The following is a 22,000-nucleotide window of genomic DNA, read 5'->3' as shown; positions in this document are numbered from 1 at the left end:
TTGAATAGCAAAGGAGGTGTAAGGATGACAATCGCAATCACGATCATCTCCAGTTTGCTTTTCTTAATCGTCGGTCTAGTTGTTGGTTCTCTAATTTTTAAATCTAGTACAGAGAAAAAACTGGCTGCTGCAAGGGGGACTGCTGAATTAATTGTAGAAGATGCAAAGAAAGAAGCAGAAACTACAAAAAAAGAAGCATTGCTTGAAGCGAAGGAAGAGAATCATAGGTTACGTACTGAAATCGAAAATGAACTTCGTGGGCGAAGAACAGAGACACAGAAAGCAGAAAATCGCTTATTGCAAAGGGAGGAAAACCTCGACCGTAAAGATACTTCTTTAAGTAAACGAGAAGCTACACTTGAAAGAAAAGAGGAGAGTATCAGTAAACGTCAACAACAAATTGAAGAGAAAGAAAGCAAACTAGCTGAGATGATTCAAGCGGAGCAGACAGAACTCGAAAGAATTTCTGCGCTCAGCAAAGAAGAAGCGAAATCTATCATCCTTAACCAGGTAGAAGAGGAATTAACACATGATACAGCTATCATGGTCAAAGAATCAGAAAACCGGGCCAAGGAAGAGTCGGATAAAAAAGCAAAGAATATTCTCTCACTAGCTATCCAGCGTTGTGCAGCTGATCATGTGGCAGAAACAACGGTATCTGTTGTTACCTTACCAAATGATGAGATGAAAGGACGGATTATCGGACGTGAAGGACGTAATATCCGTACGCTTGAGACACTAACAGGGATTGATTTGATAATTGATGATACGCCGGAAGCAGTTATACTTTCCGGATTTGATCCAATTCGACGTGAAATCGCTAGAATCGCCTTAGAAAAACTTGTTCAAGATGGAAGAATCCATCCAGCTCGAATTGAAGAAATGGTGGACAAAGCCCGTAAAGAGGTGGATGAACACATTCGTGAAGTCGGGGAACAAGCAACATTTGAAGTTGGAATTCATTCCATCCATCCTGATTTGATAAAAATTCTTGGCCGCTTGCGTTACCGTACTAGTTATGGACAAAACGTTCTTAACCACTCACTCGAAGTTTCGAAACTTGCAGGAATTCTTGCAGGAGAGCTTGGTGAAGACGTTACGCTTGCTAAACGGGCCGGACTACTTCATGATATTGGGAAAGCAATTGACCATGAAATTGAAGGAAGTCACGTTGAAATTGGCGTGGAACTTGCTACCAAATACAAAGAAAATGATGTGGTAATCAATAGTATTGCTTCCCATCACGGAGATACAGAAGCTACTTCTGTTATCGCAGTATTGGTTGCAGCGGCGGATGCACTTTCTGCTGCAAGACCAGGAGCTCGTAGTGAAACGCTTGAAAATTACATTCGTCGTTTAGAAAAATTAGAAGAAATTTCTGAGTCTTACGATGGTGTAGAAAAATCTTATGCAATCCAAGCAGGACGCGAAGTACGTATCATCGTTGAACCAGATACAATTGATGATCTTTCTTCTTACCGCCTGGCTCGCGACATAAGAAAACGAATTGAAGAGGAATTAGATTATCCGGGTCACATTAAAGTGACCGTAATTCGTGAAACAAGAGCAGTTGAATACGCTAAATAATAATTAAAAGATACATCGCAAATTTATTTTGCGGTGTATCTTTTTTTAATCGGTTGCCTAGCTTGGCTAAGAACGGTATAATCAAAAGATAAACGAAAAAGGGAGGCGGAGTTTTTGAGTGAGTGGAAAATTTTGCCGATGCTAGAAGAACACTATCCTGGAGTTGCTGCGGTTCATCAAGAAGGCATTGATACAGGGAACGCTACTTTTCAAGAAAAAACACTTACATTAGAAGCGTGGGATGAAAAGTACTTAAAAAGTTGTCGATTAGTTGTACTGATGAACGACCAAGTGATTGGCTGGGCAGCATTACTACCATTTTCAAGTATGTATGCTTATCGCGGAGTAGCTGAGTTAAGCATTTATATAGCAAAAAGCGCTCGTGGAAAAGGCGTTGGAAAGGCATTGATGCATGAAATTATCCAGACAAGTGAGCAAAATGGGTTCTGGACGCTCCAATCCTTAATTTTTCCAGAGAATAAAGCGAGCATTGCGCTTCACCATACATATGGCTTCCGAACATTATGCGTTCATGAAAAATTAGGTGAAATGAACGGCGTTTTTCGGAATGTTGTATTATTAGAACGTAGAAGTAATAGAAACGGAGAATAACAAAATGAAAATACTTTTTATCGGCGATGTTGTCGGCTCTATCGGCCGCGATGCTATTACAGAATATTTACCACAATTAAAGAAAAAATATAAACCTACTATCACAGTGATTAACGGCGAAAACGCAGCAAGTGGTCGTGGAATCACAGAGAAGATTTATAAAGATTTCCTAGAACTTGGTGCTAATGCAGTAACACTTGGAAATCACACATGGGACAATCGTGATATTTTTGAATTTATTGAGGATGCTAAATATTTAGTACGTCCTGCCAATTTCCCAGATGATACGACGCCAGGAACAGGTATGGTTTTTGTGAAAAGTAATCAACATGAAATTGCTGTCATCAACATGCAAGGCCGAACTTTCTTAGCGGATTTAGATGACCCATTCCGTAAAATGGATGCATTGATTGAAGAAGCGAAAAAACGCACTAATATTATTTTCGTGGATTTTCATGCGGAAACAACGAGTGAAAAGGAAGCGATGGGCTGGTATTTAGACGGCCGAGTGACTGCTGTGGTTGGTACGCATACCCATGTGCAAACTTCCGATAACCGCATTCTTCCAGAAGGAACAGCTTATTTGACGGATACTGGTATGACTGGCCCGTACGATGCTATCCTTGGAATGGAAAAGGAAGCCGTTATTCGCCGTTTTAAAACAGCTTTACCAACGAGATTCGAAGTTCCTAAAACAGGCCGTGCAGTCTTGTCTGGCTGTCTGATCACGCTTGACGAAAATACTGGAAAAGCACACAAAATTGACCGGATTCTCATCAACGAAGACCACCCATTTTCCTTTGATTAAGAATGGAGATGAAATTGTGACAGTTTCAAAAGAAGAAATCATGAAAAAAGCAACAGAACTTCGCGATGCACTGCAACAAACGGAAGAAGTATCTTTTTACCGAATAGCCGAGGAAAGAATAAATGCTAATTCCAAAGTATCAGCGAAAGTTTCTAAAATAAAGTTACTTCAAAAAGAAGCAGTCAACTTAGAACATTATCAAAAACTTGAAGCAATGAAACAAACCGAGAACCAAATTGATAACGTTCGTGCAGACATTGACTCACTCCCGATTGTAACAGAATTCAGACGCGCTCAAGAAGATGCCAATGATCTTTTGCAGTCAATTACAACGGAGATTACAACAAAAGTAACAACCGAACTTGAAAAAGAAAATTAACCATTTAAAACTGCCAAAACACTGGCAGTTTTTTTCTTTTGTGGTCGCGGCGAAATGAAACTTTATGCTATAATAAAAGGATGAAAAAGAAGTAAGGGATGATGAGATAATGACAGAATATACACCAATGATTAAGCAATACTTGGAGATCAAAGACAAATATCAAGATGCTTTCTTATTTTTCCGTTTAGGAGATTTTTATGAAATGTTTTTTGAGGATGCGCTTAATGCTTCTCAAATTTTAGAAATTACGTTAACTGGTCGTGAAGGTGGAACGAAAGAAAAAATCCCAATGTGCGGGGTTCCGTATCATTCTGCGAGCGGTTATATTGATACGTTAATCGAAAAAGGTTATAAAGTTGCGATATGTGAACAAGTTGAGGATCCTAAAACGACGAAAGGCATGGTTAAGCGCGAAGTAGTGCAGTTGATTTCACCGGGAACCGTTATGGACGAACGCGGCTTAAAAGCGAAAGAAAATAACTATATAGCTTCACTTTATTGCTATGAAGGCAAAGAATACGGTTTTGCTTATTCCGATTTATCAACAGGTGAACTAAAATCGACCGTCATTGAAGCTAGTGAAGATCGTTTAATTAATGAATTAACGACACTTTCAACGAGAGAATTAATCGTTTCATCGTCAGAAAAAGAAGTACTTTCAGATGTTATGAAGGAGCAACTAGGCTTGACTCTTTCGGTGCACGAAGAAGATATGATTCCAGCTGAAAATGAAAAATTAGTAACGCGCCACATGTCATTATCAGAAAAGCGAGCTATCGGCAAATTACTACATTACTTAAAAGAAACACAAAAGCGGGATTTAGGTCATTTACAACAAGCCATACATTACGAAACAAGTAACTACATGAAAATGGACTATTATTCCAAACGTAATTTAGAACTAGCGGAATCTATTCGTGGCAAAGGACGTCAAGGTACCCTGCTATGGCTTTTAGATAATACGCAAACAGCTATGGGCGGGAGAATGCTCAAACAATGGATTGACCGTCCGCTAATTGACCGCAAAAAAATTATCGAGCGCCAAAATGATGTTAGTGAACTAATGGCTCACTTTTTTGAACGCTTAGAGCTAGTAGAAAACTTAAAAAATGTGTATGACTTAGAACGTCTTGCTGGACGAGTTGCGTACGGAAATGTCAATGCACGTGATTTAGTTCAACTGCGTAATTCGCTATACCAAATCCCACGTATTCGCGCAACGTTATTATCAATGAATAGCGAGAGTCTTACAGAACTTGCGACCCAATTAGATCCGTGTGAAGAATTAACGGAAAAGCTGGAAGACGCAATTATGGATTCTGCACCAATTTCGATTCGTGAAGGCGGGATTATTAAAGATGGCTATAATAGTCAGTTAGATACGTACCGCGATGCAAGCCGTAACGGAAAAACGTGGATTGCAGAATTAGAACGGAAAGAACGCGAACTAACGGGCATTAAAACGATGAAGGTAGGCTTTAACCGCGTATTTGGTTATTATATTGAAGTTACCCGAGCAAACACGCATTTGCTCCCAGAAGGCCGCTATGAACGTAAGCAAACCCTAACGAATGCCGAACGTTACATTACACCAGAATTAAAAGAAAAAGAAAAACTCATTTTAGATGCCGAAGAAAAGAGCATGGAATTAGAATACCAATTATTTACAGAAGTGCGCGAAATGGTAAAAGACTACATAGAACGTCTGCAAAAATTAGCGAAGTCTGTAAGTGAAATTGATTGTCTTCAAAGTTTCGCAGATATTAGCGAGAAAAATCATTTCATTCGCCCGACACTCAGCGAAGATGGTTCTCTGCATGTTAAACAAGGTCGCCACCCAGTTGTAGAAAAAGTAATGGGTGCGCAAAGTTATGTAGCAAATGATTGTGATCTAGATGAAAATCGTGAAATCTTACTTATAACTGGTCCCAATATGTCAGGTAAAAGTACGTATATGCGCCAAGTAGCTTTAACAGCAATTTGCGCGCAAGTTGGTTGCTTTGTTCCTGCTGAGGAAGCGACATTGCCAGTTTTTGACCAGATTTTCACTCGAATTGGTGCAGCGGATGATTTAATCGCCGGCCAGAGTACATTCATGGTCGAGATGTTGGAAGCGAGAAATGCCATCGTCCATGCGACGAAAGATAGTTTAATTTTATTTGATGAAATTGGTCGTGGTACAGCTACTTATGATGGGATGGCACTTGCTCAAGCGATTATCGAATACATCCATGAGAACGTCCATGCTAAAACACTTTTTTCCACACATTACCATGAATTAACAGATCTCGAGAAAGAGCTAAGAGGTTTGCAGAATATCCATGTTAGTGCCGTCGAAGAAAATGGTAAAGTAGTTTTCCTTCATAAAATTAAAGAAGGTCCCGCAGATAAAAGTTACGGTATTCATGTAGCTGAGTTAGCGGAACTACCAAAAACACTAATCGAACGAGCAAGCCGTATTTTAGAACAGCTTGAAAGCGCCGATAAGAAAATAATTATTACTAATGATAAACAACCAGAAGAAGTTCATGAGGAAGTGCAACTATCAATGTTCCCTGTGGAGCCGGAGAAAAAAGCATCGTCTAAAGAAACAAAACTTCTAAAAGAAATTGCTTCTATGAACATTATGCAAATGACACCAATGGATGCAATGAACAAACTATACGAACTTCAAAGTAAAGTCCATTAAAATAGAAAGGCGGGTTTTTAAATGGCTAAACATATTGTCGAATTAACGGATGCTTTATCCAATAAAATAGCTGCCGGAGAAGTAGTCGAACGTCCTGCTTCTGTCGTGAAAGAATTAGTAGAAAACGCTATTGATGCGGGAAGCACAGTCATCGATATTTTGGTGGAAGAAGCGGGATTAAATAAAATTACGATTATTGATAACGGCAGTGGCATTGAAGAAGAAGACGTTGCAACTGCATTTTTACGCCACGCCACAAGTAAAATCAAAAACGAAGCAGACTTATTTCGGGTGCATACATTAGGATTCCGCGGTGAGGCACTTCCAAGTATCGCTTCTGTTTCCCATTTATCGCTTGAAACTTCTACCGGAGAAACTAAAGGAACAACGATTTCTTTAGAGGGCGGGAAAATCATCGAACAAAAAAGCGGGCACGCTAGAAAAGGCACACAAATTGAAGTATCACAGTTGTTCTTTAATACGCCAGCTCGCCTAAAATATTTAAAAAGCTTACCAACGGAACTAGGTAACATTACCGACATTCTAAATCGCCTAGCTCTGGCGCATCCAGATATCAGTTTCCGCTTTTCGCATAACGGAAAACCATTACTACAAACTAATGGCAATGGAGATTTGCGTCAAGTGATTGCAGCAATTTATGGGGTTTCGATTGCAAAAAAATCGATACCAGTCAAAGCGGAGTCGCTCGATTTTAAAATTTCCGGATACGCCGTGTTACCAGAAGTGAATCGTTCTAATCGTAATTATATTTCGACCATCATCAACGGCCGTTTTATTAAAAATTTCGCATTAGTAAAAGCAATTCAAGAAGGTTATCACACGCTTTTACCGATTGGTCGCTTTCCAATTATCGTTTTACAAATCGAAATGGACCCAATTATTGTAGACGTCAATGTCCATCCTGCTAAATTAGAAGTCCGTTTAAGTAAAGAAAAAGAATTAGGCCAGCTTATTAGTCAAATGATTAAAGCGGCCTTTCATAAGTTACAACTGATCCCAGATGGTGAGATTTCTAAAAAGCAAAAAGAAGTTCAAAAATCTGAGCAAATTCAAATGTCGTTTGAAGAGAATAAACCGCCAAAAGAAATACCAACACTTTTTTCCAAACCGACTATTCCTGAATATGTTCCTTCCGACGAAGATGCTCCGCGAGAAGACGATTTTATTTTAGAAACGATGCCGTCTTATGAGTCAGCACCTCAAAATGAGCACACAGAACAACCGAAAGAACGCATTCCAAAGATGTACCCAATTGGTCAAATGCATGCCACCTATATTTTCGCTCAAAATGAAAATGGTTTATATATTATTGACCAACATGCGGCGCAAGAACGAATTAAATACGAATTTTACCGTGAAAAAATCGGGGAAGTTAGCCGCGAATTGCAAGAGCTATTAGTGCCAATTGTGCTCGAATTCCCTGCAGATGAATATGTTCGTTTAGAAGAACAAAAAGCCAAACTAGAAGAAGTAGGTGTTTTTCTAGAAAACTTCGGACAAAATAGCTTTATCATTCGTGCGCACCCAACTTGGTTTCCGAAAGATCAAGAAGAAGAGATGCTCCGCGAAATTATTGATGAAGCATTATCTGCACCAAGTATTAGTATTCATAAACTAAGAGAAGATACGGCGATTATGATGAGCTGTAAAAAATCAATTAAAGCAAATCACTATTTAACAACTCAAGATATGGAAGCATTACTCGACACACTCAGAGAAGCAAGTGATCCATTCACCTGTCCTCATGGCCGTCCGGTAATCATTCAATATTCGACCTACGAACTAGAAAAAATGTTTAAACGTGTGATGTAAAAGAGGAGGAAAAAACGTGGTGTTACCATTTTCCGGTCAATCAATCATACCAGCTGCACACAATCAAAAAGATATGGAAAAAATTTTAGAGCTTGATTTGACTTATATGGTGATGCTCGAAACGCATGTAGCTCAACTAAAATCATTAGTCAAATACGCGCAAGCTAGCGGGAAAAAAGTTTTACTACACGCCGATTTAGTGAATGGCTTGAAAAACGATGATTACGCAATCGACTTTTTGTGCAAAGACATTTGTCCAGATGGAATTATCTCTACTAGGGGAAATGCCATTATGAAAGCAAAACAACACAAAATGCTAGCGATTCAACGTCTTTTCATGATTGATTCAAGTGCTTACAACAAAGGAGTGGCCTTGATTCAAAAAGTGCAACCAGATTGTATTGAACTTTTACCAGGGATTATCCCAGAACAAGTACAAAAAATGACGCAAAAGCTTCATATCCCTGTTATCGCAGGTGGTTTAATTGAAACTAGCGAACAAGTTGATCAAGTAATTGCGAGCGGGGCTATCGCTGTTACGACATCCAATAAACATTTATGGTAAAACAGAAGCTAAGTCGTGTAGCATTAACGGCTTAGCTCTTTTTATGAAAAACAATGAAAACGCTATATATTGCCGTAAAGTATTGCGCTACAAGGATTTAAGCGTTTTCTAACTGTTCTATAGAAAGAGACGATTTCCAAACTGTATCATAACAGATAAGGGTGTTTGAAGTGGTACAGTAAAAACGAAGAATTAAAATGAAAACAAAATTAGAATCATAACAAACTAGAAGAATGGCTTTATAAAAGGGATATAGGGCTTTTTAAATCAAAATGTCACAAAAAAGTCATAAAAAAGTTTGAAAAATATTGCACAAAACTGTAGCATTTTTCGGAGAATATGTTATGATAACAGTGTAGATTATTTATAAATCAGTTTGCTCAAACAAGCACGCTCGAGAATGAACAATAAATGGAGGTTATATGATGACTGAACAATGGTATGAATTCGCAGGTGGTAACTGGCAACAAGAAGTAGATGTACGTGACTTTATCTTAAAAAACTATCGCTTATATGACGGTGACGACACTTTCTTAGTTGGCCCTACCGAAGCAACTACAAAACTTTGGGATCAAGTAATGGACTTAACTAAAAAAGAACGTGAAAACGGTGGCGTACTGGATATGGATACCAAAATCGTTTCAACCATCACTTCACATGACCCAGGTTACTTAAATAAAGATTTAGAAAAAGTTGTCGGCGTTCAAACTGACGTACCTTTCAAACGCGCTTTACAACCATTCGGCGGAATCCGTATGGCAGAAGTTGCAGCTGAATCTTATGGTTTTAAAGTAGACGAAGAAATTAGCCATATTTTCTCTGAATACCGTAAAACACATAACCAAGGTGTATTTGATGCTTATACTGCTGAAATGCGCGCAGCTCGTAAATCAGGCGTAATCACTGGTCTTCCAGATGCTTATGGACGTGGACGTATTATCGGTGACTACCGTCGTGTAGCACTTTACGGTGTAGACTTCTTAATCAAACAAAAGAAACAAGATTTAAACAATACAGGTTTACGTACAATGAGCGATGACGTTATCCGTCAACGTGAAGAACTAAACGAACAAATTCGTGCTCTTGGCGAATTAAAAGTACTAGGTGAAAAACATGGTTTCGACCTTGCTCGCCCAGCTAAAACTGCACAAGAAGCTTTCCAATGGTTATACCTTGGTTACTTAGCAGCAATTAAAGAACAAAATGGTGCGGCAATGAGTTTAGGACGTACATCTACATTCCTTGATATTTATGTAGAACGTGACCTACGCAATGGCCTAATTACAGAAGAAGAAGCTCAAGAAATCGTTGACCACTTCATCATGAAATTACGTCTTGTAAAATTTGCTCGTACACCAGATTACAATGAATTATTCTCTGGAGATCCAACTTGGGTTACTGAATCCATCGGTGGTATCACAGAAGAAGGCGTTCCACTTGTAACGAAAAACTCATTCCGTTTCTTACACACATTAGACAACTTAGGACCAGCTCCAGAACCAAACTTAACTGTACTTTGGTCCACTCATTTACCATCAGGATTCAAGAAATTCTGTGCTAAAATGTCTATCAAAACATCTGCTATTCAATACGAAAATGACGATGTTATGCGCCCTAAATGGGGAGACGACTATGCAATCGCATGTTGTGTATCCGCAATGCGCGTTGGTAAACAAATGCAATTCTTTGGTGCTCGTGCCAACCTTGCTAAAACACTTCTTTATGCAATCAACGGTGGTGTTGATGAAAAATCTAAAGCACAAGTTGGACCAGCTTACCGTCCAGTTGAAGGCGACGTATTAGATTACAAAGAAGTAATGGAAAAATATGATGCAATGATGGAATGGATTGCTGAACTTTACCTTAATACACTAAACGTAATTCACTATATGCATGATAAATACGCTTACGAACGTATCGAAATGGCTTTACATGATACAGAAGTATTACGTACAATGGCAACTGGTATCGCTGGACTTTCTGTTGCAGCTGACTCCTTATCTGCTATTAAATACGCAACTGTTCGTCCAATTCGTGACGAAGATGGTATCGTTGTTGATTACGCAATCGAAGGCGACTATCCTAAATACGGAAACAATGATGACCGTGTAGATGAAATCGCAGTAGAGCTTCTAAAAACATTCATGACTAAAGTTAGAAAACATAAAACTTACCGTGATGCAGTTCACACAACTTCTGTTCTTACAATCACATCTAACGTGGTTTATGGTAAGAAAACTGGTAATACACCAGACGGACGTCGTGCAGGTGAACCATTTGCACCAGGTGCGAACCCAATGCATGGCCGTGATACGAAAGGTGCTTTAGCTTCTCTATCTTCTGTTGCTAAACTTCCTTACGAATATGGTCAAGATGGTATTTCTAACACATTCTCTATCGTACCAAAAGCTTTAGGTCGCGAAGATGAATCTCAAATCAATAACTTAGTTGCAATGCTTGATGGTTATTCCACAAAAATGGGACATCACTTAAACATCAACGTATTCAATCGTGATACGTTACTAGATGCGATGGATCACCCAGAAGAATATCCACAATTAACTATCCGCGTTTCCGGATATGCAGTTAACTTCATTAAATTAACACGTGAACAACAATTAGATGTTATTCACCGTACAATGCACGAATCTATGTAATATCAGGCGAGAACGCTTTGACAAGGATTGCTCACCAGTAGCAATCCTTGTTATTTAGGAAAGGAAGAGGAGAATTATGACAGAGGTTTTAGGAAGAGTTCATTCAGTAGAAACAATGGGAACAGTAGACGGTCCAGGTATCCGCTTTATTGTTTTTATGCAGGGGTGTTTACTTCGTTGCCAATTTTGTCATAATCCTGATACTTGGAAAATTGGTACCGGCACAGAACGTTCTGCCAAAGATGTATTTGACGAAGCGATTAAATATAAAGAGTTTTGGGATGCTTCTGGCGGTGGTGTTACAGTTAGTGGCGGAGAACCATTACTTCAAGTAGATTTCCTAATTGAGTTTTTCACGCTTTGTAAAGCAGCAGGAGTGCATACAACAATCGATTCCTGTGGCGGTTGTTTCACACGTGATCCTGAATTTATCGAGAAATTGGACCGTTTGATGGAAGTAACAGATTTAATTTTACTGGATATTAAACAAATCAATCCAGAAAAACATTTAAAACTGACTACAAAATCCAATGCGCCAATTATTGATTTTGCTCATTATTTACGTGATAAAGAACAACCAATTTGGATTAGACACGTACTAATTCCAACGAAAACAGATGATCCAGAAGATTTAACTAAGCTACACGAGTTCATTCAAACTCTACCAAACGTAAAACAAGTGGATGTGCTTCCATACCATACAATGGGTGTTTACAAATGGAAAGAAATGGGCATTCGTTATCCGTTAGAAGGCATCGAAGCTCCAGAAGAAGAAGTGGTAGCAATGGCTAATAAAATTTTGGAAACAAGTAGTTATAAATAGTAAAAAACCGGCGAACATTAGATTCGCCGGTTTTTTTTATAGTATTTTATACATTTCTTCGCACCATTTTAGTTCTGTTTGAATTAAATCAAATTTTCTTGCATAGACTTGATAAGACATGTTCTTAAGTTTGTCTTGTTTGGTTTTTAAATCAAATAAGTGAGCAAAATGATTAAGCGTTTCTTCAATTAAGACGAGTTGTTCTTTTAAATAGCTTTCTCTTTCTTGGATAAGCCCTTTAGTTCTAGTATTATTTAGCCAGTCTAGCTGTACTTTTGTGGTGAATTCATCTCTTGTTACAGGGATTTTAAGCGGAGTTTCTGACCATTCAAGCAAGGAGTCTAAGCCGGTTTGTGTTATCGTGTAGACTTTTTTATCCGGTTTTTTATCTTGGGAATGCTTATGTACAACTAAAAAACCTGCTTTTTCTAGCTTAGATAAAGAAGGATAGATTTGGCTGTGATGCGTATTTTGCATAATTCTAAGTCGGTTAGCAAGCTCATAACCACTAGATGCCTCACGAGCAATCATTTGTAACAACGTAAATTCTAAAACATTTGGTATCATACCATTGCACCTCTAAATTTCTATTTAACCCTATTGTAAGCGATAAACATCAATAAGTAAAATGGTTACATATGTAATAAATTATATATGTAAATATTGACATTAGTATTTAGCAAGCGTAGTATTATAGTTGAGTTTTATTTGGAAAGGGAAGTGTAGTTGGATTATGATGACGGACAAGGAAATGAATACGGGAAAATGGATAACCGCAGCAGCAAGTTTGCTTGCATTTATGGGGATAGGGGTTGTCGATCCACTTTTGCCATCGATTGCAGAAAGTATCGGAGCATCTCATTCGCAAGTTGAAATGTTGTTTACTGCGTATATTTTTACAATGGCGATTATGATGATTCCAATTGGGATTGTTGCAGGAAAATTAGGTGATAAAAAATTAATCGTTATCGGCCTATTTATTGTTACTATTTTTGCTTTATTATGTGGTTTATCGGACACGATTGGCGCTTTATCTATTTTTCGTGCTGGTTGGGGATTCGGGAACTCAATGTTTATGGCTACAGCGATGACGATGTTAATTGCTTTATCGGAGACACCTGGTCACGCAATCGGGATTTATGAAGCTTCAATGGGCCTTGGGATGGCATTTGGGCCATTGCTGGGTGGGATTTTAGGTAATATTTCTTGGCGCTATCCATTTTTTGCCACTGCTTGCTTGATTTTTATCGCATTTTTACTGATTTTATTTAAAGTGAAAGAACCGAAGAAAGTCGTACCAGCACCAACAGAGAAAAATGAAGTAGCTATCAAACAGATGCTCCATTTATTTAAATATCGTCCATTTTTACAAATTGCTTTTAGTGGGATGTTTTATTATTATTGTTTCTTCACGATTTTAGCTTATTCGCCACTTATTCTTGGCTTGTCGGCGATTCAAATCGGTTTTGTATTTTTCGCTTGGGGCTTATGTTTAGCGCTTGGATCTGCCAAAGTTTCGCATGCGTTAGAGGTTCGTTTTAATAGCAAACAAATTTTAAAAGGTTCGTTACTGGCCTGTGCTGTTATTTTAGCATTATTAGGATTTATTGATAATACGGCTGTGGACATTGGTTTAATCGTTGTCTCAGGTTTAGTTTTAGGTATAAATAATGCACTATTTACAACGACTGTCATGGAGCATTCACCTTATGCAAGAAGTGTAACGAGTGGCGCCTATAACTTTGTCCGTTGGTTAGGAGCAGCGTTCGCGCCACTTTGTTCAGGGCTGTTAAGTGAAGCATTAGGTATGAAAATGCCGTTTATCATCGCTAGCATCATTTGTTTAGCTGGCATGGGGCTGCTCTTTATTAAACTAAAACCAGCGCACTTTACCTTACAACAATCTACTTCAATTAAAAGTGAATAAAATAGAAAAGGCTGAGCGATTTAGTTCAGTCTTTTTTATGTTAAGGATTAATTATTTAACGTTTATCGTTAAAATTAGATTGACAGTCATGCTTCTTACTAGGTATAATTTAGAAAAAAGGGAGAGATTATACATGAAGCTAAAACGGTTACAAAAAATGAGTTATTTCCTCCATATTACGCTTAAAATTTTATCGGTAAGTTCTGTGGTAATGGCTATAATCGCTGTTTTAATGAAGCTTTTTAGTAGCAAAAATGTTATGATAAATAAATTGGAATCAGATACTATTTTTTATTTTCAAACAGAATTTTTCTCTGGCGCGGATCATCGGCAATATGTTCAAACCGAGGAATGGATTTTAGTAGGTACAGCTGTTTTTTCTATTATGTTAATCGCGTGGCTGTTATGGACTGCAAGTATAATTTTTAAAGATTTAGCAGCCGAATTTACGCCTTTTAGTGATGTTGAAGTGAATAGATTGCGGAGAATTTCCTATTTGTTGCTTATTTATGCGCTAGTACCACAAATAGTTTACTCGGTTTTGCATACAGTGCTCATACCAGGCTATAGCATTACTTTGGGGCTAAATATGTCATTTTTCTTTGCGCTTATTTTTTATTGTTTAACAGAAATATTTCGTTATGGTGCATCTTTGCAAAAAGAATCTGACGAAACTTTATGATTGGAGCGGAAAATGATGGCAATTGTATTGAGGTTGGATCGGATAATGGCCGACCGTAAAATATCTTTAAACCAGTTATCCCAAGAAGTTGGCGTAGCAAATGTCAACTTATCCAAAATAAAAACTGGCAAAGTAAGCGCCATTCGGTTTTCAACGCTAAATGAAATCTGCAAAGTATTAAACTGTCAACCAGGTGATATTTTAGAGTATGTAGCCGATGATTCTGTTGATAGCGAACTTTAAATGCGTTAGATTGATCATGCTTAGATAAGGAGCGCTTAAATGGATAAACATAATGAACTGCAAGCTGTGTTAACAAACAAGAAAAAAGTGTTGATTATTGGTCCTAATGGCGCTGGTAAATCCACTTTTGCAGCAAAACTTGGGACATACTATGATTTTGAAGTTTGTCATTTAGATAAGCTTTTTTGGCAGAAAAATTGGAATGCTGTGACAAAGGATGAATTTGAGAAAAAAGTGAATGAAATGATGTGTTCTGAAAAACCGTATATTATCGATGGCGATTATTTCTTTAATTTAGAGAAAAGACTCGAGGACGCGGATTTAGTTATTTGGATAAAAATTCCTTTATTAGTGTGTGTAGCAAATATAATTAAAAGAAGATTTAAATATGCAATGAATACTCGGCCAGATATAACTGAAGGCTGTAACGAAAAATTAAGTTTATCGTTTTTGATGTATGCTTTAAGGTATAACAAGCGTTCAGGAAAACAAACGAAGGAATTGTTGGATAATGTGTACGAAAAAGAATTGTTTATAATAGATAGTTATAGGAAATTGAATAATTATTGCTGATAATAATCAATGAATGCTTATGAAATAAGGATATTTGCTGGATTAAGTGTTTGTTGGTTGTTTGCGATAATTTTTATTACTTCCTATAATATATATTATGTAAACTAGAAAAGGAAGATATAAATCAAGTGAGAAATGTTGCTCTCTCTCGAATTATATCATTGGTTATTTATTTAATCTTTATTACATGCTACATATTAAATGTAATTAATTCCGCAATGATTTTTTTGCATATGAAATATCCATTTCTAAATCTAAATTCAGAAATCCATTCTAAGTTGTCTTCACTGCAGTTATTTAAATATTGCACTGTGTAATGCTCATCTTTGGAAAATATTTTTATTAACTGCTCCCATATATCATTAATCTTAGGGTCGTCTGGATGTAGGTTTTTTCGCTCAGTTATTAAATTGTTTACTTCACTGAATTTATCATATGATATTCCTTTCTTTTAGGGCTGTCGAGAGTTATCAGGGATAATTGTTGTTATTCGTCCATCTTTTTTAATTATTCCCACTCTAACTCCTTTATATGTACCAAAAACCCACTGCCCATCTGGTATATTTTGGTTTTCGGGTAAGTTATTTACATAGTTACCTGCATTTTTAATGTGAAAACCTTAACAATTAGTCAGACTAATTATAGCAGGAACAGATAAAACACGTCTACTTTTATAACGTTATTTGTTCTATTTAATTACAAAAGCCTTAATCACCATTATGATTAAGGCCAAATTGAAATTTATTTCGCTCTTTTTCTTCTTGTGGTAAAGATATAAACTCCGCCGATTAACAAACTAACGCCGATAATTGAAAGCAAACAAGCTAAAATCATCTAGTAATTGATTTTAGCTTGTTATTGTTATTAAAATGTAGTGTTATCAAGCTCTTTCGACAATAATGGCAATCCCGATGCCGCCACCAATACATAAGGAAGCAACTCCGGTTTTCTTGTTTTCTTGTTTTAACTCATTTAATAAGGAGGCAATAATGCGTGCCCCAGATGCTCCGATTGGATGACCTAGTGCAATTGCGCCACCGTATATATTAAGTTTCTCTTCTGGGATTTCTAAGTCACGAGCCACTGCAACAGATTGTGATGCAAAAGCTTCATTTAAATGGAATAAATCAATTTCGTCGATTGTGTATCCGCCTTTTGCTAATGCTTCATTAACTGCGTAGTACGGAGCATAGCCCATAATTGCAGGATCAACACCGATTTCGGATGTTACTTTAATTGTCGCGATATAAGGAATATTTTCAGCAATCGCTTTTTCCTTCGACATTAAAATAATTGCAGATGCCCCATCATTTATACCGGAAGAGTTACCTGCTGTGACAGTTCCGTCTTCTTTAAATACGCTTTTCAAGGTAGCTAATTTTTCTAAAGTAGAGTTTACACGGATTGTTTCGTCGGCTTCGAACAGTGAGCCATCCGGAAGTTCCACGGGGATAATTTCTTCGCTAAAAAGATTTTTTTCTTGCGCACTTGCGGCTTTCATTTGTGAGTTATGAGCGAATTTATCTTGTTCTTCGCGAGATACGGAGAATTTTTCAGCTACATTTTCTGCTGTAATTCCCATATGATATTCGCCGTAAACATCTGTTAATCCATCAATTAACATGCTATTTCTTAAATCTTTTGGATTGATTTCTTCACTAGCTAGTTCAGGGCTAAGTAACAATGGTGCTTGGGACATGTTTTCGGTCCCTCCTACTGCTACGATATCGGCCTCTCCTAGTTGGATTGCTTGTCTACCAAGCATGATTGATTTTAAACCGGATCCACAAACTTCATTGATAGTGACGCCGGGTACTTTATAAGGAATTCCTGCTTTAATAGCGACTTGTCTAGCTACGTTTTGACCAAGGCCGGCTTGTAATACATTACCGAAAATAACTTGATCTACGCGGTCTGGAGCGATGTTGGCTCTTTCTAAAACGCCTTTTAGAGCGGTAGCGCCAAGGTCTACTGCACTGATGTCTTTCAAACTGCCACCGAATTTTCCAATTGGTGTTCTAACTGCATCTATTATAACTACTTCGTTCATAGCAATCTCCTTTAAATGTAATCTATCCGTATTATATCATGAAACTAGCTAAAAACTCACTAGATTAAGCCCAATGTATTGTATTTTATGCATTTTTCTACTAAAATTAAAGTACTTACAAATAAAATATAAAGGACTTGAGAGTACATATGAAAATTGGAATTGATAAAATAGGTTTTTATACTCCTGCATTTTATGTTGATATGACAGAACTTGCTGAAGCTAGAAATATTGACCCTAATAAATTTACTATTGGTATTGGCCAAGATAAAATGGCTTTTGCCCCGATTACGCAAGATTCTGTGACAATGGGCGCAAACGCTGCTTTACAAATTTTAGATGATGAAGATTTGAAAAAAATTGATTTAGTTATTTTAGCAACAGAATCGGGCATTGACGAGTCGAAAGCTGGTGCGGTTTATATTCACCGTTTACTAGGTATCCAACCCTTCTCTCGAGCTATCGAAATAAAAGAAGCTTGTTACGGAGCTACTGCAGGAATTAATTTAGCGAAAGATTATGTAGCGAAACATCCTGATAGCAGAGTGCTTGTTATCGGGTCGGATATTGCTCGTTACGGTCTTGCTACTGGCGGTGAAGCAACTCAAGGAGCTGGAGCTGTTGCGATGGTTATTGCGGCTAATCCGCGCTGTATTACACTTGAAGATGATAATGTTTTCTATACAGAAGATATTATGGACTTCTGGCGCCCAGTTTATTCTGAGTATGCTTGTGTAGAAGGTAAATATTCGACAGAACAGTATATCCACTTCTTCCAAACTATCTGGGAAAAATATTCAGCAAAATTTGGCAAGAATTTAGAAGATTTTGCGGCTATTTGCTTCCATTTACCATATACAAAAATGGGTAAAAAAGCGTTAGATACTATTATTGAAACAGCTCCAACTGAGGTTCAAGAAAGATTGCTGGAAAATTATCGCCTAAGTACGCTTTATAGCCGTAATGTCGGTAATATTTATACTGGTTCCCTTTATTTAAGCTTTATTTCCTTGTTAGATAACCAAACGGATTTACAAGCAGACGATAAAATTGGCTTCTTTAGTTATGGATCTGGTGCTGTTGGCGAGTTCTTCCATGGTGTACTTCAACCAGACTATAAAAAATATATCCGTAAAGATGAACACGCTGAATTATTAGCGAACCGCACGAAGTTAGCTATTCCAGATTATGAAACGAAATTTAAACAGCAACTGCCAAAAGATGGTTCTACTTTCGAAGTGGATCCTGCTAGCGATCCAGCAGCGATTGTGTTAACTGGAATTCAAGACCATAAACGTCAATATATCAAAAAATAATCAAAAAAACCGACTAAGCTAAATCAGCTAGTCGGTTTTACTTTGAGTTGTTTAAATTTTCTTGGGGACAAAAAACGAATCACGATGTACCCAAGCATAATGCCGCAAACATTGAGGAAGACATCTCCGGTATCAAAGAATCCCACGTGCATGATGTACTGCGCCCCTTCTACAGCAAAAATCAACATCCCAGCTGATAATAACGCCGTGAAAAATCCCAATTTCTTTAATAAAAAGCCAATTGGTACAAAAGCTAATACATTTCCCACAATAATGACCCGTAAATTACCAGATAAAAATGTATCAACAAATCCAAAGGTATCGCTTGAAAATCCTTGTGTATCGGAAGCTTTTCCGAATAATAAACAAAGTAGAATACTGAAATAAATAATGTAACAAAAAACGAGCAATGCCTTATTTATTTTCCAGTTTACTAATTGTACAGCGACAAAATAGAGTAAAATCGCCGTGATGCCAACCGTAATGTAGCCCATATGACTAACTGTGGCCATTACGTGCTTTAAATAAAAATAAAGCCATCCCTGGAACCAGGAAAAATACATCGTTACAGCAGCAAATATCGAAATGATTGGTAAAACAAGAATTATAAAGTATCTTTTCATCCTGGCGTCCTCCTTTTCAAAGGCTAACTCAAGGATAACACTTGAAAATAAGGACTTTCTTAAAAGGATTTAAAGATTTTCTAAGTTTTTCTCTTTTACGAATACGAATAAAATGCCGCCAACGAGGAAAAGTACAATTAAACTAGCAACCCCGTATTGCGTTTTTCCTGTGATTTGTGTGATTACGCCCATAAGTGCGGGTCCCATAATTGCTGAAAATTTCCCGAAAATGTTATAAAATCCGTAAAACTCATTGGAGCGTTTTTTAGGAATAATTTTTCCGAAGAAAGAACGACTCAATGCTTGAATACCACCTTGTGAAGTTCCAACTAACATCGCTAAAATCCAGAAATCGAGCGCAGATTTCATGAATACAGCATAAACGCAAATAATAATATAGACAAATATTGCTGTGAAAATAAGTGGTTTTGCACTGAATCGTTTAGCTAAATAGCCGTACAATAATGTAAACGGGAAGGCGACGAGTTGTGTCATTAAAAGAATTAAAATGAGCGTTGTTTGTGAAATCCCAAGGTCAATCCCGTAAGATGTTGCCATACGGAAAATCGTATCTACCCCGTCTATGTAGAAAAAATAGGCAATTAAGAAAATGACAATATTTTTATGCTCGCTAATATGACTAATGGTATGAAATAATCGCTTAAAACTTGTGCGCACAGGATTTTTCACCGCGGGAATATAGTGGATTTGATGAACATTTTTCCACATCGGAATCGTGAAAAATAGCCACCAAAGCGCCGTCATCACGAAGCCGATATTGACAAGCGCCACATCACTAATCGGTAAAATTCCTGTCGCTTGAAAAATGATGAAAATAATAAAAGGTATGCAACTACCTAAATAACCATACGCGTAGCCAGCCGAGGATACTTTATCCATCCGATCATTCGTTGTTACATCAATCAAAAATGCATCATAAAATATATTTGCACCAGAAAAGCCAATTAACGATAGCACGTAAAAACCAAGTAATAACAACCAGGCATCCGTTGGTATGAAAATTAATAAAAAAGTAAAAGCAATTCCGATGGCCGTGAAAATGCCGAAAAACCGTTTCTTGAAAAATTGATAATCAGCTATTGTTCCGAGTATTGGTGCTAGTAGCGAAATAAGTAAAGTTCCAATCGAGTTCGCATAGCCCCAATAAGCCGTCGAAGAAGTATCCGCAATCCCTGCGTTCGCTGCAACCCCTTTAAAATAAATCGGTAAAATCGCCGTTGTAATCATAATTGAATAGGCCGAATTTGCCCAATCTTGAAAAATCCAACTTTTCTCCTCTTTTGTATATGCCAAGTGTGTTTCTCCCCTTTTCTATTCGAATAGCGCTTCTATTACTTTGCCTGCAGTATTAGGAAATTGTAACCCTAAAATCTTGGCAAATGTAGGAGCTTCATCAACTAAGTGCGCACTTGAGATTTTTTCTCCTTTTTTAATACCCGGTCCGTTGAAAATAATCGTTGTTTTGTAATCCGGTTTATGAGGAGAATAGCCATGGACAGCTTTATAGTAGCCCGGTTTACCAAGCATTTCCTCGGTCACTTCTTCGTATAGCGGACCATATAAATCATCCATAAAATAGTAACCAGCCTTCCCTTCCACCATCAAAGTAGCACTGCTATCTGCCCCACGACGAGCAATTTCAGCCGCTGTTAAAACTTCTTCTATTTCAGGCATGTTTTGAAGCACCTGTTGAATTTCTTTTATATGTTGCTCGTTTTTCGTATAAATATAACAGGATCCATCGCAGCTTTTAGCGTATACTTCCCAGTCGGTAATCTTATCAGCCACAACTGTCACCCACCCTTTTTCAGCAAAAAGTACATTTAAACGAATTGCGTGCGTTACATTGATTTGATAATGATCCCCTAGAACTGCAAAAACGGTATTTTCATAGATACCAGCGTCTTTTGTAGCTTGGATAATCTCAGCTAGGCGCCGGTCATGCCTTTTTAATGCGGCGGTTGCTTCGGGTGACGTAACGCCGTGCGCATGTCGCATGCTATCCATATCGACTAAATGTGTTAACAATAAACTAGGCTTTTTCGTTTTAATTGTATCGACTACACTAGCTGTCAAAAATATATCTAAATCTGGCTGATTAATCCCTTTTCGTAAATGGCCAAATTTTCGGTCCATATCGATTAAAAATAATGGCGAGCTCGCGTGAAGTGATACCATCATTTGCGTTAACCAAAAACGATTCGGGAAAATTTCGGCAATATTATAATCAATCCCACTTTTTGCAGCGACAGGCCATAAAAATGCGGCGGTTGTCATTCCATGCTCTTTCGCTAAGTCATAGAGCGTTGGAACTTGAATCGCTTTTTTATACCAATACCAATCAGGAGAGTCTTTTTCGGGCTGGATTTTCGTATTATTAACGATGCCATGTGTTGCGGGATAATGCCCGGTGATGATGCTCGTATGCGCTGGGTATGTTAGTGATGGATAAATGGTTTCTACTTCCTGAATATGAGTCCCTGTTTCGATTAATTCGTGTAAAACTGGTAAATCTGCCGTGTCTTTTAAATCAAGCGCCCCAAGTGCATCTAATGAAATCACAAAAAGATGTTTTTCCATTATTTTCTCCCCTTTCAAAAAAACAGGGA

19 protein-coding genes and 1 pseudogene are annotated in these 22,000 nt (G+C 37.6%); 14 read left to right on the top strand and 6 right to left on the bottom strand.

Annotated features, from left to right (window positions below; genetic code table 11):
• The first annotated feature begins 24 nt into the window (after positions 1–24).
• The 9 genes from rny (at position 25) to pflA (ending at position 11,956) form a co-directional block, all read left to right on the top strand.
• Positions 25–1,587 (top strand): ribonuclease Y, encoded by a 1,563-nt coding sequence (gene rny, locus HCJ55_RS06885; protein ID WP_003721904.1) that lies wholly within the window; start codon positions 25–27, stop codon positions 1,585–1,587.
• Positions 1,588–1,701: 114 nt separating this feature from the next.
• Positions 1,702–2,199 carry a GNAT family N-acetyltransferase gene (locus HCJ55_RS06880; RefSeq protein WP_185517553.1) on the top strand — a complete coding sequence of 166 codons (498 nt, stop codon included), beginning with the start codon at positions 1,702–1,704 and terminating at the stop codon, positions 2,197–2,199.
• 4 nt (positions 2,200–2,203) lie between these two features.
• Positions 2,204–3,007 carry a TIGR00282 family metallophosphoesterase gene (locus HCJ55_RS06875; protein ID WP_185517551.1) on the top strand — a complete coding sequence of 268 codons (804 nt, stop codon included), beginning with the start codon at positions 2,204–2,206 and terminating at the stop codon, positions 3,005–3,007.
• A 16-nt stretch (positions 3,008–3,023) separates the two neighbouring features.
• A complete protein-coding gene (locus tag HCJ55_RS06870; protein ID WP_008947779.1) occupies positions 3,024–3,386 on the top strand; it encodes a YlbF/YmcA family competence regulator in 363 nt (120 codons plus the stop codon).
• 109 nt (positions 3,387–3,495) lie between these two features.
• A complete protein-coding gene (gene mutS, locus HCJ55_RS06865) occupies positions 3,496–6,078 on the top strand; it encodes a DNA mismatch repair protein MutS (protein ID WP_185517549.1) in 2,583 nt (860 codons plus the stop codon).
• A 21-nt stretch (positions 6,079–6,099) separates the two neighbouring features.
• Positions 6,100–7,911 (top strand): DNA mismatch repair endonuclease MutL, encoded by a 1,812-nt coding sequence (gene mutL / locus HCJ55_RS06860; RefSeq protein WP_185503567.1) that lies wholly within the window; start codon positions 6,100–6,102, stop codon positions 7,909–7,911.
• Positions 7,912–7,927: 16 nt separating this feature from the next.
• Positions 7,928–8,476, top strand: a complete 549-nt coding sequence (locus tag HCJ55_RS06855; protein WP_008947782.1) for a glycerol-3-phosphate responsive antiterminator — start codon at positions 7,928–7,930, stop codon at positions 8,474–8,476.
• Between the two features lie 425 nt (positions 8,477–8,901).
• Complete coding sequence (gene pflB / locus HCJ55_RS06850) at positions 8,902–11,133, top strand: formate C-acetyltransferase (RefSeq protein WP_185502212.1); 2,232 nt, start codon at positions 8,902–8,904, stop codon at positions 11,131–11,133.
• A gap of 76 nt (positions 11,134–11,209) precedes the next feature.
• Complete coding sequence (pflA, locus tag HCJ55_RS06845; protein ID WP_008947784.1) at positions 11,210–11,956, top strand: pyruvate formate-lyase-activating protein; 747 nt, start codon at positions 11,210–11,212, stop codon at positions 11,954–11,956.
• A gap of 36 nt (positions 11,957–11,992) precedes the next feature.
• Here pflA and HCJ55_RS06840 read toward each other — a convergent pair whose 3' ends face one another.
• Positions 11,993–12,523 (bottom strand): PadR family transcriptional regulator, encoded by a 531-nt coding sequence (locus HCJ55_RS06840; RefSeq protein WP_008947785.1) that lies wholly within the window; start codon positions 12,521–12,523, stop codon positions 11,993–11,995.
• A 166-nt stretch (positions 12,524–12,689) separates the two neighbouring features.
• Between HCJ55_RS06840 and mdrL the strand changes: the two genes are divergently transcribed.
• The 4 genes from mdrL (at position 12,690) to HCJ55_RS06820 (ending at position 15,381) form a co-directional block, all read left to right on the top strand.
• On the top strand, positions 12,690–13,883 hold the full coding sequence (mdrL, locus tag HCJ55_RS06835) for a multidrug efflux MFS transporter MdrL (RefSeq protein WP_008947786.1): 1,194 nt from the start codon (positions 12,690–12,692) through the stop codon (positions 13,881–13,883).
• Positions 13,884–14,016: 133 nt separating this feature from the next.
• Positions 14,017–14,565 carry a DUF2975 domain-containing protein gene (locus HCJ55_RS06830; RefSeq protein WP_185506825.1) on the top strand — a complete coding sequence of 183 codons (549 nt, stop codon included), beginning with the start codon at positions 14,017–14,019 and terminating at the stop codon, positions 14,563–14,565.
• Positions 14,566–14,580: 15 nt separating this feature from the next.
• Positions 14,581–14,808: a helix-turn-helix domain-containing protein gene (locus tag HCJ55_RS06825; protein WP_185502215.1), complete on the top strand. Its 228-nt coding sequence runs from the start codon at positions 14,581–14,583 to the stop codon at positions 14,806–14,808.
• Positions 14,809–14,847: 39 nt separating this feature from the next.
• On the top strand, positions 14,848–15,381 hold the full coding sequence (locus tag HCJ55_RS06820; RefSeq protein WP_185517547.1) for a P-loop NTPase family protein: 534 nt from the start codon (positions 14,848–14,850) through the stop codon (positions 15,379–15,381).
• A gap of 741 nt (positions 15,382–16,122) precedes the next feature.
• Here HCJ55_RS06820 and HCJ55_RS06815 read toward each other — a convergent pair.
• Positions 16,123–16,191 (bottom strand): annotated as a pseudogene (locus HCJ55_RS06815) (LPXTG cell wall anchor domain-containing protein); the annotation flags it as partial.
• 70 nt (positions 16,192–16,261) lie between these two features.
• Positions 16,262–17,431 carry a thiolase family protein gene (locus HCJ55_RS06810; protein ID WP_185517545.1) on the bottom strand — a complete coding sequence of 390 codons (1,170 nt, stop codon included), beginning with the start codon at positions 17,429–17,431 and terminating at the stop codon, positions 16,262–16,264.
• 149 nt (positions 17,432–17,580) lie between these two features.
• On the opposite strand from HCJ55_RS06810, the gene HCJ55_RS06805 reads away from it, so the two are divergent.
• Positions 17,581–18,747 carry a hydroxymethylglutaryl-CoA synthase gene (locus HCJ55_RS06805; RefSeq protein ID WP_008947793.1) on the top strand — a complete coding sequence of 389 codons (1,167 nt, stop codon included), beginning with the start codon at positions 17,581–17,583 and terminating at the stop codon, positions 18,745–18,747.
• A gap of 23 nt (positions 18,748–18,770) precedes the next feature.
• Here HCJ55_RS06805 and HCJ55_RS06800 read toward each other — a convergent pair whose 3' ends face one another.
• From HCJ55_RS06800 to HCJ55_RS06790, 3 genes are all read right to left on the bottom strand, one after another.
• Complete coding sequence (locus HCJ55_RS06800) at positions 18,771–19,370, bottom strand: VanZ family protein (RefSeq protein ID WP_185517543.1); 600 nt, start codon at positions 19,368–19,370, stop codon at positions 18,771–18,773.
• A gap of 69 nt (positions 19,371–19,439) precedes the next feature.
• A complete protein-coding gene (locus HCJ55_RS06795; protein WP_185517541.1) occupies positions 19,440–20,684 on the bottom strand; it encodes an MFS transporter in 1,245 nt (414 codons plus the stop codon).
• Between the two features lie 18 nt (positions 20,685–20,702).
• Positions 20,703–21,971 (bottom strand): alkaline phosphatase family protein, encoded by a 1,269-nt coding sequence (locus tag HCJ55_RS06790; protein ID WP_185517540.1) that lies wholly within the window; start codon positions 21,969–21,971, stop codon positions 20,703–20,705.
• Positions 21,972–22,000: the final 29 nt, after the last annotated feature.

Source organism: Listeria marthii (assembly GCF_014227425.1).
Classification (GTDB): domain Bacteria; phylum Bacillota; class Bacilli; order Lactobacillales; family Listeriaceae; genus Listeria; species Listeria marthii.
This window is presented reverse-complemented; position numbering and strand designations above follow the sequence as displayed.

Bases quoted from the DNA above. Each gene is read 5' to 3' on its own strand.
- rny (WP_003721904.1), top strand. From the start codon at position 25: ATGACAATCGCAATCACGATCATCTCCAGTTTGCTTTTCTTAATCGTC.
- HCJ55_RS06875 (WP_185517551.1), top strand. From the start codon at position 2,204: ATGAAAATACTTTTTATCGGCGATGTTGTCGGCTCTATCGGCCGCGAT.
- mutS (WP_185517549.1), top strand. From the start codon at position 3,496: ATGACAGAATATACACCAATGATTAAGCAATACTTGGAGATCAAAGAC.
- mutL (WP_185503567.1), top strand. From the start codon at position 6,100: ATGGCTAAACATATTGTCGAATTAACGGATGCTTTATCCAATAAAATA.
- pflB (WP_185502212.1), top strand. From the start codon at position 8,902: ATGACTGAACAATGGTATGAATTCGCAGGTGGTAACTGGCAACAAGAA.
- pflA (WP_008947784.1), top strand. From the start codon at position 11,210: ATGACAGAGGTTTTAGGAAGAGTTCATTCAGTAGAAACAATGGGAACA.
- HCJ55_RS06840 (WP_008947785.1), bottom strand. From the start codon at position 12,523: ATGATACCAAATGTTTTAGAATTTACGTTGTTACAAATGATTGCTCGT.
- mdrL (WP_008947786.1), top strand. From the start codon at position 12,690: ATGATGACGGACAAGGAAATGAATACGGGAAAATGGATAACCGCAGCA.
- HCJ55_RS06830 (WP_185506825.1), top strand. From the start codon at position 14,017: ATGAAGCTAAAACGGTTACAAAAAATGAGTTATTTCCTCCATATTACG.
- HCJ55_RS06825 (WP_185502215.1), top strand. From the start codon at position 14,581: ATGGCAATTGTATTGAGGTTGGATCGGATAATGGCCGACCGTAAAATA.
- HCJ55_RS06820 (WP_185517547.1), top strand. From the start codon at position 14,848: ATGGATAAACATAATGAACTGCAAGCTGTGTTAACAAACAAGAAAAAA.
- HCJ55_RS06810 (WP_185517545.1), bottom strand. From the start codon at position 17,431: ATGAACGAAGTAGTTATAATAGATGCAGTTAGAACACCAATTGGAAAA.
- HCJ55_RS06805 (WP_008947793.1), top strand. From the start codon at position 17,581: ATGAAAATTGGAATTGATAAAATAGGTTTTTATACTCCTGCATTTTAT.
- HCJ55_RS06800 (WP_185517543.1), bottom strand. From the start codon at position 19,370: ATGAAAAGATACTTTATAATTCTTGTTTTACCAATCATTTCGATATTT.
- HCJ55_RS06790 (WP_185517540.1), bottom strand. From the start codon at position 21,971: ATGGAAAAACATCTTTTTGTGATTTCATTAGATGCACTTGGGGCGCTT.